The organism is Cloacibacillus evryensis DSM 19522, from assembly GCF_000585335.1.
GTDB lineage: Bacteria > Synergistota > Synergistia > Synergistales > Synergistaceae > Cloacibacillus > Cloacibacillus evryensis.
Map to the genome: position 1 here is coordinate 2,138,551 of NZ_KK073872.1, position 14,128 is coordinate 2,152,678.

General features: G+C 56.9%; 13 protein-coding genes. All 13 read right to left on the reverse strand.

What is annotated here, in order from left to right; translation table 11 throughout:
• Position 1: 1 nt before the first annotated feature.
• The 13 genes from CLOEV_RS09505 to dnaG all read right to left on the reverse strand — a co-directional run bounded on the left by CLOEV_RS09505 (position 2) and on the right by dnaG (position 14,053).
• Entirely contained in the window at positions 2–631 is a 630-nt protein-coding gene (locus CLOEV_RS09505; protein WP_008712432.1) for an MBL fold metallo-hydrolase, read from the reverse strand.
• 5 nt (positions 632–636) lie between these two features.
• Positions 637–1,080: a D-aminoacyl-tRNA deacylase gene (gene dtd, locus CLOEV_RS09510; RefSeq protein WP_034443389.1), complete on the reverse strand. Its 444-nt coding sequence runs from the start codon at positions 1,078–1,080 to the stop codon at positions 637–639.
• A gap of 6 nt (positions 1,081–1,086) precedes the next feature.
• On the reverse strand, positions 1,087–3,441 hold the full coding sequence (locus tag CLOEV_RS09515) for a RelA/SpoT family protein (protein ID WP_008712451.1): 2,355 nt from the start codon (positions 3,439–3,441) through the stop codon (positions 1,087–1,089).
• Between the two features lie 23 nt (positions 3,442–3,464).
• Entirely contained in the window at positions 3,465–5,018 is a 1,554-nt protein-coding gene (locus CLOEV_RS09520; protein ID WP_083829719.1) for a single-stranded-DNA-specific exonuclease RecJ, read from the reverse strand.
• A gap of 114 nt (positions 5,019–5,132) precedes the next feature.
• The gene (locus CLOEV_RS09525) at positions 5,133–5,489 is read right to left on the reverse strand and encodes a LapA family protein (RefSeq protein ID WP_008712455.1); all 357 of its coding nucleotides are present in this window, start codon (positions 5,487–5,489) and stop codon (positions 5,133–5,135) included.
• Positions 5,490–5,627: 138 nt separating this feature from the next.
• Entirely contained in the window at positions 5,628–6,509 is an 882-nt protein-coding gene (gene secF / locus CLOEV_RS09530) for a protein translocase subunit SecF (RefSeq protein ID WP_008712457.1), read from the reverse strand.
• Positions 6,510–6,527: 18 nt separating this feature from the next.
• Positions 6,528–7,910, reverse strand: a complete 1,383-nt coding sequence (secD, locus tag CLOEV_RS09535; protein WP_008712459.1) for a protein translocase subunit SecD — start codon at positions 7,908–7,910, stop codon at positions 6,528–6,530.
• An 88-nt stretch (positions 7,911–7,998) separates the two neighbouring features.
• Positions 7,999–8,457, reverse strand: a complete 459-nt coding sequence (yajC, locus tag CLOEV_RS16450; RefSeq protein WP_083829721.1) for a preprotein translocase subunit YajC — start codon at positions 8,455–8,457, stop codon at positions 7,999–8,001.
• Positions 8,458–8,590: 133 nt separating this feature from the next.
• Positions 8,591–9,223: a redox-sensing transcriptional repressor Rex gene (locus CLOEV_RS09545; protein WP_008712461.1), complete on the reverse strand. Its 633-nt coding sequence runs from the start codon at positions 9,221–9,223 to the stop codon at positions 8,591–8,593.
• Positions 9,224–9,239: 16 nt separating this feature from the next.
• Positions 9,240–10,517 (reverse strand): phosphopyruvate hydratase, encoded by a 1,278-nt coding sequence (gene eno, locus CLOEV_RS09550; protein ID WP_034443391.1) that lies wholly within the window; start codon positions 10,515–10,517, stop codon positions 9,240–9,242.
• 42 nt (positions 10,518–10,559) lie between these two features.
• Entirely contained in the window at positions 10,560–10,832 is a 273-nt protein-coding gene (locus CLOEV_RS09555) for a S4 domain-containing protein (RefSeq protein ID WP_008712463.1), read from the reverse strand.
• Positions 10,833–10,952: 120 nt separating this feature from the next.
• Positions 10,953–12,314 (reverse strand): RNA polymerase sigma factor RpoD, encoded by a 1,362-nt coding sequence (gene rpoD / locus CLOEV_RS09560; RefSeq protein WP_008712464.1) that lies wholly within the window; start codon positions 12,312–12,314, stop codon positions 10,953–10,955.
• The gene (gene dnaG, locus CLOEV_RS09565; protein WP_034443393.1) at positions 12,311–14,053 is read right to left on the reverse strand and encodes a DNA primase; all 1,743 of its coding nucleotides are present in this window, start codon (positions 14,051–14,053) and stop codon (positions 12,311–12,313) included. Before dnaG ends, rpoD begins: the two co-directional genes overlap by 4 nt.
• Positions 14,054–14,128 lie beyond the last annotated feature (75 nt).

Below are 14,128 nucleotides of genomic sequence, written 5' to 3' on the forward strand. Positions count from 1 at the left end.
CCTATCTGGGCCAGTAGGGGTTATACTGCTTCTCCGCCGCGATCGTCGTCTCCGGGCCATGCCCGGGGAAAACTCTCATCTTGTCAGGCAGCCCGTCCAGTTTTTTAAGCGACTCGATCAGCACATCCTCATTCCCGCCGGGAAGGTCGCTTCTGCCGATCGAGCGGGCAAACAACGTGTCCCCCGATATCAATATCTGCTCTTCACCGTCGGCGACTATGATGCAGATCCCGCCCAGCGTGTGGCCGGGAGTGTGGATCACATCGAGCGTCATCTTGCCGACTTTCAGCCTGTCGCCCTCTTTAAGCAGCTTCTCGGCCGAGGGCATTTCCACGGCCTCGCCTATGTAGGTCGAAAGGTTTTTGCTCGCGCTCGTCAGGCATTCGGCATCTTCGCTGTGGATCGCGACGCCGTTTTCCGAGATATTGCGCAGGTCGGCGATGCCGCCGATGTGGTCGCTGTGTCCGTGGGTAAGGATGATCCAGTACAGCCTTATATCGTGGCTGCGGATAAAGTCCTCCACCTCTTTCGCGGGACCGCCCGGATCGACCACGAATCCGTTGCCGGAATCATCCCATATCAGATAACAATTCGTCCATAACGTTCCCAGAGGAAATCTTTTAATGTTCATACAATTCACTCCTTGGTATCTATCATCAGGGTAACCGGCCCGTCGTTCTGTATGTCCACCGCCATATATGCCTGAAACTGGCCGTGCGCGACCGGAATCCCCTCTTTTTTCACAGCTTCGATAAACTTAATGTACATTTCATTGGCGAACCCCGGTTCCGCGGCTTTAGCCCAAGAGGGGCGGCGTCCCTTTTTACACTCTCCGCAGAGGGTAAACTGGGAGATCACCAATATCTCTCCCCCAACGTCGGAGACCGAAAGATTCATTTTACCATCTTCATCGTCAAAAATACGAAGATTTACGATTTTTTCGGCAAGCCAATCAATATCCCGCTGGTCGTCTTCGGGGACCACGCCGAGGAGCACCGTGATGCCGCGGCCGATCCCGCCGACTACGCGCCCCTCTACGGAGACTTTGGAAGATGATACCCGCTGCAAAAGCGCCTTCATTGCTCTTTACCCCCTGGTGATTTCCAGTATTCCCGAAATATTGTTGAGCTTCGCGATTATCCTGTACAAATGCTCGAGGTCCCTAACCTGCAGGTCCGCGACGACGCGCGTACGAGTGTTGTTGACTACGCTGGCCTTGACATTGGATATCAGCCCGTCCATCAACGCTATCGTTTGGACTATGTCGGCAAGCAGCGACTGCTTCTCCACCCCTTCGACCTTTATTCGCGCCGTATAACGCGTATCCTTAGGCCTTCCCCACGCCACAGACACCTGCTTCGCGCGATCGGCTCTCTCAATGTTCGCGCAGTCCCTCCGGTGTACGGAGATGCCGCGGCTCTGCGTGACGACGCCGACGATAGGGTCTCCCGGGATCGGACGGCAGCACTGCGCGAGAGTGACAAGCACTCCCGGCGCGCCCTCCACGACTATCTCGGAATCGGCCTCTTTCCGCTGCTGCGGCGCGGCGGCTTCCGGGATCGCCTCCGCCTGTACCTTAGAGCTGTCGGGCGTGATACGCCCAAGGACGCTGGCCGGCGAATGGCTGCCGGAGCCGACGGCGATCACCAGTTCGTCGAGGCTCGAATAGCCGAGCTCGCGCGCAATGTGCGCAAGCTGCGAATTAACGGCCTCAAGCGGATTTTCCACTCCGGGACTGCGGCGCGCCGCTTCTTTTTCAAGCAGTTCGCGGCCGCGTTTGGACTTCTCGTCGCGCTCCTGCCGTTCCAACTGGCGGAACCATGATTTTATCTTGCTGCGCGTACGGTTTGATTTCGCGATCTTCAGCCAGTCACGCGAGGGTTTGCCCTGCGGCGAGGTGAGGATGCGCACGATATCCCCGTTGTGAAGCTCCTGATCCATCGGCGCGATGCGCCCGTTGATCATCGTGCCCACACATTTGTGGCCGACCTGCGTGTGCACGGCGTAGGCGAAGTCTATCGAGGTCGAGCCGTTGGGCACACGCACGACCTTTCCCTTGGGGGTGAAGACAAAGACGTCGTTTGAGAGGACGTCCGTCTTGAGGTTGTCCAGGAACAGAGTCCCGTCCGACGCGCTCTCCGTGCCCCCCTCGCCGGCGCTCCCGGCCTCCCCCTCGTTATGTTCCGGAGCGGCGTCCAGCGCCTTGCGTATCCAGGTGAGCCCCTTGTCGAGGTTGTCTACCTTGTGGCCGCCCTCTTTATAGTTCCAGTGGGCGGCGATGCCGTATTCGGCGAGGAGGTGCATCTCTTTCGTGCGTATCTGCACCTCGAGAGGTTCCCCTTCCGGGCCGACCACGGTCGTATGAAGCGATTGGTACATGTTGCTCTTGGGGTTTGCTATGTAGTCGTCAAAAAGCCCCGGGATCGGCTTCCATATCGTATGGACCAGCCCCAGCACCTGGTAGCATTCGCCGATCGTCTTCACGATGACACGCAGCGCCAGCAGGTCGTAGAGCTGTTCCAGCGAAAGGTTTTTTCGCCGCATCTTTTCATATATGCTGTAGAAATGCTTCGGCCGCCCCTTTATCGAGGCGTTTATGTTGTCGTCTTTCAGCCGTTGTTCGAGGGTGTCCATCGCCTCTTTGATGATCCCCTCGCGCTCGGGAAGCTTCTTTCGCACGCGGCGTTTGATGTCATAGTACATCTCGGGGTCAAGGATGCGGAAAGACAGGTCTTCCAGCTCCCGCTTCACCTGATATATGCCGAGCCTGTGAGCGAGCGGCGCGTATATTTCAAGGGTCTCCCGCGCGATAGAGAGCTGCTTCTCCCTCTTATGCGAGGATATCGTGCGCATATTGTGGAGGCGGTCGGCGAGCTTTATAAGCACCACGCGGATATCCTTCGCCATAACGACGAACATCTTCCGGAGGTTCTCTGACTGGTATTCTTCGACGGACTTGAACTGAAGCTTTCCGAGCTTCGTCACGCCGTCCACCAGAATGACCACATCCTCGCCAAACTTCTCCGAGAGCTGCTGCGGCGTTGTCGCGGTATCCTCCAGCACGTCGTGCAGCAGGGAGGCGACGATGGTCTCCCTGTCTATCTCCATGCTTGAAAGTATCGCGGCGACGCTCACGGTGTGTATTATATACGGCTCTCCCGTGTGGCGGCGCTGCTTTCCGTGCGCTACGGAGGAAAAGACAAAGGCTTCGCCGATCATCTTCATATCATCTTTAGGCAGATACAGGGAGGCCTTCGCCCATAGATCCTGCCAGGCAAGGCGCAGCGAGGCGACCCGCTGGTCCTCGGAGACGCGCCCCCAATAGCTCTCCATCAGCGCGCGGCTCTCCCGCTCCCCGAAGGAGAAACCGCCCATGCTTGCGATCTCCGACATGTGCGCGGATCTCACATTTGCCGCCGTACCTTTATTTTCTGTGTTCATACACTCTATCACCGCCGCGCGAATTATTGCTCCTGCATTACCATCTTTTCAAGTATGAACTGAAGAGAGGTAACATTCCTCCACGTATCGAGGCGTGGCTTGTAGACCCAGCCGTCGATCCCCCCGCGGTCGTCAAACATATCGGCGGCGCTAAAGGCGAGCAGGGAGGCCGAGCCCAGTTCGATCTTAACATGCTTTCCAGTTTTGCCTAATGGTACCACACTCATCTGTCCGCCGTAAGGGGAATAGAGCATCGGGGCGGGGTTTTCCATGCCGAACGGGCCTAAGGCGACCGCCTCGGACCAGGTGCTCATGTCGAGATTGACCGGGTTCCAATAGAGGAGGTCCTCCTTTTCGCCCACAACCTCGACGGCGGAGAGCATCTCCTCCATCATGCCGCGCAGCTTCTCCCAGTTTTCCGTTTTCACGCTGAAACCGGCCGCGAGGCGATGGCCGCCCCATGTGTTGAGAAGCGGGGCCAGCTGCTTCAGGACTCCGACCGCGTCCCCGCCGGCGGGCATGCGCAGGGTGCCGCGCATAATATCGCCGACGGCGGCAACAAGAGCCACCGGGGAGCTGCGCTCGCTGCAGATACGGCTTGCGACGCTGCTCAAAACGCCTACGGACCAGTCGCTGTTAGTGAGCACATATTTGTATTTGCCCTCCGCGGCGCTCTCGACCTGTTCAAGTATCTTCGACGAGAGCTCGCGGCGCTTGCGGTTCAGCGCGATAAGTCTGCCTACGTTGCTCGCGAGGTTTTTGCTGGGAAAGAGAATGTCGACCGCGAGATCGGCGAGATAGAGACGCCCCGCCGCGTTGAGGCAGGGAATTATCTTCATCGCAAGATCTTCCGTGTCTATCGAGGAGGCGGCGATGCCGAGCTGCTCCATCAAGATGTTGAGCCCGGGCCGCGTATGGGTGCGGATCGATTTCAGCCCCTCGCGCACGAGGGCGCGGTTCAGCGACGAAGCCAAGGATACGCAGTCGGCGATCGTGGCCAGCGCCACCACGTCGAGCATCCTCAGCAGCTGACGCTCCGTCAGCAGTTCGTTCTGCCATATCCAGCACCAAATGACGCCGGTGGCGCACAATTTTTTCGCCGCGGCGTCGCCCGATATTTGCGGGTTTATCATCGTGTCGCAGCCGGCCGGGGTGCCCTCGACGAGGTGATGGTCGAAGACGATCACCGGGATGCCGCTCTTTTTGAGCGTCTCGACAGCCTCGACGTCCTGCGATCCGCAGTCGACGACGATCACCAAGTCGCAGCCGCGCTTCGCGATCGTGGCCGCGACGTCATTATGCAGTCCGTAGCCCTGATTGAAACGGTGCGGGATGAAATAACGGACATGGGCCCCGCGCACAAGCGCGAGTTCCATCGCGATCGCAGTCGCGGAGATGCCGTCGACGTCATAGTCGCCGTAGACTACGACGTTGGAGGCGTCGGTCAGCCCACGCACCAGTTCGGCCGCTTTATTATTTTCTGCTCCCAGGTCAAGCTTCTCCAACAGGCGCGGTAAATGTGGGGAAAGCCAATTTTCCACCTCACGAGGCATCACATCCGCGGTAAGCCCGCGCATTTCCAACAGTGACGCCTGTAAAGGTGAACAATTAAATTTCGCCGCTATTTCCGCTGAGACCGTTGACTGGGTAAAAATGTTCAGTGAGTCTTTGGTACAGCGTACGACCAAAGGTTACTCCGCCGTTTCCGGCTCGGGAGCACCGCTTTCCTGCGGGCGGCTCTCCGACGCGGCCTGTGTTTTGGCGACGAAGGAGTCGAGGATCGTCTTCTTTTCCTGTTCTAAAGCGGCGATCTTTTCATCCTTCTGCTTAAGTTCCTTCTTGTACTTTGAACGCACTTCAAAGACAGAGAAGAGGGAGAAGAACCACATGATGGCCGCTCCCGAAGAAAACAGGACTACCTCCCAGACTCCCTGCGGCAGCGTCCATTCAAAGATAAGGAAACGGATGGTAACGTCGCCGATATTCTGAAAGGCGAACAGCGCAGAGAGGAACATGGTCAGTACGATCGCAAGTATATAGCTTTTCAAACAAATCCCTCCAGTCGGCAAGGGACACCGTCCCTCACCCATCTTCATATACCCTTATATCATACAACATAACATAAAAAAAATCTCTCCCCTTACCGGGGAGAGAGATTTTTTTAGGTATTTGACGTATGCGGTATCTTAATATTTCGGCGAGCGCAGGTACCACTCGACGAGCATCGAGCTCGCGATATAGATGGAGCTGTAGGTCCCCACGCCGATGCCGATGAGGAAGGCGAAGGCAAAGTTGCTGATGACCTCGCCGCCGAAGATGTACATGGAGACGACCGGCAGCAGCGTCGTGACCGAGGTATTGATGGTGCGCGAGAGCGTCTGGTTGATCGAAGTGTTGACAAGATCGACGATGCCCTTGCTGCGGACCTGTCCCCAGTTCTCACGAATGCGGTCGAGCACGACGATCGAGTCGTTCAGCGAATAACCGGCGACGGTAAGGATGGCCGCGATAAAGGTGACTGAGACCTCCTTGCCGGTGAGGCTGTATACTCCGAGCATCAGAATGACGTCGTGCATCAGCGAAATGACCGCCGCCGCGCCAAAACGGAAACGGAAACGGAATGCCATGTAGACGAGGATGCCGGCAAGCGCGAGCAGCAGCGCGTAGGTAGCCTGCGCGCGAAGTTCTCCGCCGACGACGGGGCCGATCTTATCCACGCGGAGCACCTTGTAGCCTCCGATATCGGACTTGAGCACGTCAAGCACATCTTTGCGAACCTGGTCGTCCTGCGCCTGGAAGCGAAGGAGCACGTCCGAGTTGTCAAAGGCCTGTATCGTTGCGCCGCCCTGGCCTATCTTGCTGAGCGCGGAGCGCACATCCGCGATATCCACCGCTTTTTCAAATTTGACCTGCAGAACGAGGCCTCCGGTAAAATCGACCCCGAGGTTAAGCCCCTTCGCCAGCAGGAGGCCGAACGACGCGAGGATACATACAAGGCTGATGCCTATCAGCATCTTCCTGTACTTCATAAACGGGAAATTTAGTTTTGAAGCGTCAAATGTAGCCATTTCTTATTGCCTCCTTCTCTAAAGGGTATGGCTCTTGCGCGCTGACAGGACTATGCCCAGCAGCGTCCGCGTGACCACCGTATTGCAGAAGACAGAGGCGACTACGCCTATGCTCAGCGTGACGGCAAAGCCGCGTATCGGGCCGCTTCCGAAGTAGAAGAGTATCGCGGCGGCGATGAGCGTCGTAATGTTCGAGTCGAGAATGACGATAAGCGCCTTGCGGAAGCCCGTATCGAGAGCCGCCATCATCGTCTTGCCAGAACGGAATTCCTCTTTCATTCTCTCATATATGAGAATGTTGCCGTCTACCGCCATGCCTATCGTAAGGATCATACCTCCGATACCGGGGAGCGTAAGCGTCGACTTGAGCATAATGAGCGCGGCGACGACGAGAAGCATCGCCACGGCAAGCGCGACATCAGCGGCGATCCCCAGCAGTCCGTAGTAGACCACCATAAAAATGACGACTAGCGCGGCGCCGATAAGTCCTGATTTTATGCCGTCATGTATGGAGTCGGCGCCGAGGGACGGCCCCACCGAGCGGTTCTCAAGGACTTCGACAGAAACAGGGAGCGCGCCGGCGCGAAGCATGATCGCGAGCCGGTTGGCCTCGGCGGTCGAGAAGGAGCCTGTGATCTGCGCCTCTCCGCCGGAGATGCGCTGCTGAACGACCGGAGCGGAAATAACGGTGCCGTCAAGCACGATGGCGATCTGTTTGCCTATGTTGGCGGCCGTCGCCTCGTCAAAGAGCTTGGCGCCGCCGGGGTTGAATTTGAGGGAGACGGCGGCTTTTCCGAACTGGTCAAAATTCGTCTCCGCCTTTGTGAGATCCCCGCCGCCGACATACTGCTTGCCAAGAAGGTAGGCGCTGCCGCTTTCACTTCTGGCGACAGCCATGTCGGAATTCGACTTAACCGCCTCTTCCATCTGCTTGATGTAAAGGTCGACCTCGTCCTTTGCCGCAGACCAGCGTTCCTCGGCGGTCTTAAACTGTTCGTCGCTGTCGTAGTTCGAGCGCACGGGTTTTGCCGGCACGCGCGGCGATTCGCCAAGCACCTGGCGGAACTGAAGAACGGCTGTGCGTCCGATCAGGTCAAGAGCCGCCTCTGGGTCTTCGATCCCGGGCAGGTCTATGGCGATACGGTCGTCGCCTTCGCGCTGGATCACCGGTTCGGCGATGCCGTACTGGTCTACGCGGGAGCGGAGGACCACGAGAAGTCTTTCCAGACTGTCAGGGGTGAGCGGATTTTCCGGCGTTCCCTTCGCCTGAAGTATGATATGGACGCCGCCTCTAAGGTCAAGGCCAAGGCGTACCTTCCCTTTTATCGGGAACGCCACCGCCGCGGCGATTATGACAACTGCAACGACCAGAATAAGCCGCCATTTGTCTCTTTTTAGCATCTTACATGCGCCTCCTCACAAAGAAAACGGAGTGGACCCGTAAGTTGTCCTCTCCGTAAAAAAAACAGAGTAACGTTATAGGCTATGGCTAAGCCTCTTTATTGGATTCCTCATCTTTATTTTCAGAGGCGGCAACGCTGTCTTCGATCACGGCGGCTTCGGGGTTTTCTTCGACCGCCGCGGCCTCCAGCAGGGGAGCCTCTTCCGCCGGCTTGGCCTCTTCAGCCGCCGGCTTAGTTTCTTCAACCAACGCCTCAGATTTCTTGGATTTCTTTTTCTTCGGCTGTGAGCCCGTCATGTTGCCGTCGCTCTTTTTCATTGAGACGGAGCTCTTGAGGATACGCGCCTTAACGCCTTCGTCAAGTTCGACTATATAGCTGTCGTCCAGGGTCTCGCGAACTACGCCAAAGAACCCTCCGGCAGTTATAACCGTATCTCCCTTACTGATGCTGGCAAGCATATCTTCATGCGCCTTTTGTTTCTTCTTCTGCGGCCTGATAATCATGAAATAGAATATCGCCGCAAACATTGCGAGAGGTAGCAACATACCTGTCAAACCGCCCTGCTGGCCCAAAGAAATTCCTCCTTACAAAACTTGTTTTTAATTTGTTTCTTTCGCCACAACGGGTATTTTATCATGATATCGCCCGTTGTGCATATATCCTTTTTCTCTTTTGACGCTAATGCTGTTTTTCCTGCTCCTTGAGGAAAAAGAGAAGCTTCTCAAGTTCAACGAAGATATCCACGCGGTAGAACAATATCCTTTCGGGAACGACCACCGTCGCCGGCGTAAAGGCAAGTATCCCCTTCAGCGTCGGCGAGGCGACGGCCTTATCCACGCACGCCTGCGCTGCTGCCGCCGGCACCGCCAGCAGCAGCACCTCGATGTTGCGCTCCTCCATCACCCTGGCGATATCGTCCGAATGGAAGCACTCTACTCCCATCACTTTGCGTCCCACCTTTTCCGGGTCGATATCGAAGAGCGCCTCCACGCTGAACTTATAACTTTGAAAGGCCGTATGTCCCATAAGGGCCGTTCCCAGATTGCCAACGCCGGCAAGCGCCACATGCCATACGCGGGGCGAAGCCAGAATGTTTTCGATATGAGCGCACAGGCGGTTCACGTGATAACCGACGCCGCGCTTTCCTATCTCGCCGAAATAGGAAAGGTCTTTACGTACTTGACTGGCCTTTATCCCAAGCATCTCTCCCATCTGAAGGGAAGAGACGACCTTGCGCCCCTCCTCTTTCATCAGCATCAGGAGGCGGTAGTATTGTATGAGCCTCTCTACCGTTGGTTCCGCTACTTTCATTATATCGTATCCTCCTCTATCCTTTGGGAGCGGGCTTCCCCGCAAACTCCGAACGGCCCGCGAGAGCTTCCTCTATGCGTATGAGCCGGTTATATTTACGTACCCTCTCCATCCCGTGCGGAGCTCCGGCCTTTATCTGCCCGGCTCCGGTCGCCACCGCGAGGTCGGCGATGAAGGAGTCCGAGGTCTCTCCGGAACGATGCGAGATTATCCTGTTGTATCCGGCCCGCAGCGCCATCTCACAGACGTCGAGCGTCTCCGTCAGCGTGCCGATCTGGTTCGGCTTTATCAGTACCGCGTTGGCCGCTTTCTTTTCGATGCCTATCTTCAGGCGGTCTTTATGCGTTACAAAGAGATCGTCGCCTATCAGCTCTATCTTTTTACCGAGCCGCTCCGTCAGCGAGACCCATCCCTGCCAGTCGTCCTCGGCAAGCCCGTCTTCGATCGAAATTACGGGATATTTCGCGCAGAGGTTTTCATACATATCGATCAGCTCGCCGGCGGTAAAGCGGCAGTTCGATCCGGGGAACTGATAGGCTCCCTCCGACGCGAACTGGTTCGCCGCCACGTCGAGGCCGATCGAAATGTCACGGCCCGGCTGGTAGCCGGCTTTGCTTATCGCGAGCATCAGCGTATCCATCACCTCGTCCGGGCCGCGGAAGTCACATGAGAACCCGCCCTCGTCGCCGGTGCCGGTCGGCTTTCCCGCGCGCACCAGGATATCCTTCAGCGAATGATAGGTCTCAGCCCCCATGCGCAGAGACTCCGTAAAGGTGGGCGCTCCGTGCGGGATGATGAGAAACTCCTGTATGTTCAGATTATTATCAGCGTGCATGCCTCCGTTGATGACGTTCATCATCGGCACCGGCATCAGATCAGCATTCAAGCCGCCCAGATAACGCCAGAGCGGGATCACGAGGTCATTCGCCGCCGCGCGCGCCGCCGCCAGCGAAACGCCGAGCGTCGCGTTGGCGCCGAGGCGGACCTTGTGGAGCGTACCGTCAAGTTCGATCATCGTATTGTCGACCAACGCCTGCTCCGCCGGATCTAGCCCGGTCAGCACCGGCGCGATGACCTCATTTATATTTTTTACCGCGTCAAGGACGCCGCGGCCCCGGTATCTGCCGCTGTCCCTGTCACGCATTTCAAACGCCTCATAGGTGCCGGTGGACGCTCCGCAGGGAACGCTCGCACCTCCCATAGTACCCGAGTCGAGCCTGACCTCTACCTCAACGGTCGGAAAGCCTCTGGAGTCCAATATCTCTCTGGCATGAATACTTTTTATACGCGACAACCTGATTTCCCCTTTCCTGTTTCGGGCTGATCGTTCCACCGCCTACCACGGTTTCTCACCGGCGGCGGCCTCTTTTTCATCAATGACCGTATAAGCGGGAGCGTTCCGTTTAAGGGCGGTCTCATCCGCCGTCAGCACCTTCACGGTCAGGACGCGCCGGGGATAGGCTATTTCCACAACGTCGCCCTCGCGGACCTCGGCGGCAGGCTTGCACTGTCTCTTGTTAACGCGCACGGCGCCGATCTCCGCCATCTCCTGCGCCACCGTCCGGCGCTTTATCAGGCGCGACAGCTTCAGATATTTATCCAGTCTCAAAAGCTTCACCCCACTTATATTTTAAAAGTATAATGCTTCTATAGCATTTGTGCAATAAGTAGCAAAGTGCAAAAACGGCAAGACACCCGTCATTTATATGCCGGGTGTCTTTTTCAACATTTATTCCAGAAAATCCTTGAGCTTCTTGCTGCGGCTCGGATGCCTCAATTTCCTCAGCGCCTTGGCCTCGATCTGCCTGATGCGTTCGCGGGTAACGCCGAAACGCCGGCCGACCTCCTCAAGGGTGTGCGCATGTCCGTCCTCGAGGCCGAAACGAAGCCTCAGCACCTCGCGCTCGCGGTCGGTAAGGTCGTCGAGCATTTCGTCAAGCTGCTCGCGGAGGATCTGGCTCGCGGCGGCCTCTTCGGGGCTTGGTAGGTCCTTGTCCTCAAGAAAATCTCCAAGCTGACTGTCCTCTTCTTCGCCGATCGGGGTCTCAAGCGAGACGGGCTCCTGCGCGATGCGCTGTATCTCTTCGACGCGGTCCGAAGGTATCTCCATCCCGGCCGCGATCTCTTCCGCCGTCGGTTCACGTCCCAGCCGCTGAACGAGCTGGCGCGAGACGCGGATCAGCTTGTTGATGGTCTCGACCATATGCACCGGTATGCGTATCGTCCGCGCCTGGTCCGCGATCGCGCGCGTGATCGCCTGGCGTATCCACCAGGTGGCGTACGTGCTGAATTTATATCCTTTATGATAGTCAAACTTCTCCACCGCGCGGATAAGGCCGAGGTTTCCCTCCTGTATCAGGTCCAGGAAGAGCATGCCGCGGCCGATGTATTTCTTCGCGATGCTGACTACGAGGCGGAGGTTCGCCTCTACCAAAGCGTCCTTGCTCGCCACGTCCCCGGCCTCAACGCCCTTGGCGAGCATGACCTCGTCCTCAGACGTGAGGAGCGGTATCTTGCCTATCTCTCTGAGGTACATGCGCACGGGGTCTGAGAGCGGAAGGTCCTCAAGATCTCCCATGTCCTCGTTGTTGACCGTCGTCGGCACCAGGGCCTCCCCCTCGGAGGGGTCGACCTTGGTCTTCGGCTCGTCGAGGACGTCAACGCCAAGTTCCATCAGGTTCATGTAAAGGTTATCAAGGATATCGGCGGTGAGGAAATCCTTAGGCATCCTCTTTTCAATATCCTCATAGGTGACAAAGCCCTTTTCACGCCCCTCGTGAAGCAGGTCGCGCACGTTATCTATATAGGCGCTGTAATCAGCCCCCTCCGTGTCGTCGCCCAACGGCGATACGGCGCTGTCTTCCTCGGGTTCATCGATCGGCTCTATGACGGCCAGCAGGTCCGGCTCCTCCGCCGGCGGCTCTTCGAGGTTTATTTCGTCGATATCCGCCTCGTCCACCGACGAAATGTCGTCCGACACCGCCTCATCAAGCGCGGACGGCCCCATATCCATGGGCGACGCGCCATCTTCCGTAATAGGGGACGTCTCTTCCGGCACAATCTCTTCTTTTTTGCTTTTTGTCTTTTTCATGCCTTTATGTTCCCTCCTTTTAATAGTCTCGTATATTTTAAATATTCACCGTATTCGCTCTCCGAGATATTCCCCTCTTTTATCTTTTTTACGAGAGAGGCGAGGCGTTTTTCCAAATATTTGCGTTTCAGCGTATCCATCAGTTTTTCGGCGGCCTCCCCGCTGATCCCCTCCCTGGAAAGAAGGCTGTTTCCGCGGGCGATTATCTGCATCCCGCCCATATCGTTCATCTGCTGCCAGCGCCTCTCCAGCGCCTCCGGTTCGTCGCCGCTCAGCAGCGCGAATACGATGTTCTGTATCCCGGGATCATCTATAAAGCACATAAGTTCTTCGGCCCTATACGTCTGGCGCATATCTTTTCTGCTCCACAACAGGCTGCAGAGCATATATTCCAGGTCGTCGGCGTATGCCGGCTCTGGAGGGACAAAGTCCTGTTCCTCATCCTCCCGCCTGTTACGCGCCCGCGCCTCGGGCTTTTGGCGTTTGCGTTCCTCAAGCAGTCCCTGTACCTCGTGCGGGAAGATGCCAAGAATATTCCCCAGTTCGTCAAGATAGGGCATAACGTCAAATATCGAAAGCGACGCCAGCCCGTCGAGAAGGTCCGCCCGCGCCTCCGGCGCGCGTGCCGGATCTTTCAGCGCCTCGCTCCTCAGCCGGGCGTGGAAGAGCGGCAGGGGCAGCGCCGCGTCTATAGATTTTTCAAACATCTCCGGACCGCCTGGCTGCAGCAATATCTCGTCCGGGTCCTTGCCGCCCTGCCAGATGACGCGCTTCGCCGCGACCCCTTCCGCGTGGAGGGTATACATGGCGCGCAAAGCTGCCTCCTGTCCCGCGGAATCCGAATCATAACAGATATAGCATAATCCTGTCATGCGTTTTATCAGTGAGGCCTGCTCCTGGGTAAGCGCCGTTCCCAGTGAGGCCACCGTATTTGTATATCCAAAGAGATGCGCGCGTATCGCGTCAAGATATCCCTCGACAAGCAGCGCGTGTCCCTTAGCGTTCATCGAAGCCTTCGCCTTATCAAGCAGGTAGAGATTGTGCCTCTTGTTGAAGATCCTGCTCTCGGGGCTGTTGAGATATTTCGCTCCCTCTCCGTCTAATATCCTTCCTCCAAAGCCGATCAGGCGTCCGGTGATATTGTATATGGGGAATATCACCCTTCCGCGAAAGCGGTCGTAACATCCGCCGTCACGCCCCTCTCCCGCAAGGCCGCTCTCTAATATCTGCGCGGCGGTAAAACCCTTTTTCTGGAGCCTGCGCGAGAGCAGGTCCCATGAGTTTGGAGCCCATCCGATCTCAAAACGGCGGCATACCTCGGGCGGAAGAGAGCGGCGCTCGAGATATTTTCTTGCCGGCTCGCCGCCGGCGGCCGTCAGTGATTCTAAAAAAAAGTCCAACGCGGTGAGGTTTATATCCCTGTTCACACGCTGTTCCGCAAAGTTCTGCTGCCCCCGGGACAGCGTAACGCCGGCTCTTTCGGCAAGCCTTTCGAGAGCTTCGCGGAATTCAAGATGTTCGGCCTCCATAATAAAAGAGAAGATATCCCCGCCCTTTCCGCAGCCAAAGCAGTGGTAAGTCTGGCGCTCCGGCGAGACGCTGAAGGATGGCGTCTTCTCGTTATGAAACGGGCAGCAGCCCCAAAATGTACGGCCATTTCTTTTGAGCTTCACATACTCGGATATTATCTCAACGACGTCGAGTTTTGATTTTATTTCACGAACATCGTCAGATGCCATAGACTGCCTCCCCTTCGCAAAGAGCCGAACTCAATAATACCTGACGGCGGCGGTATCTCATTAAGAAGATTAGAG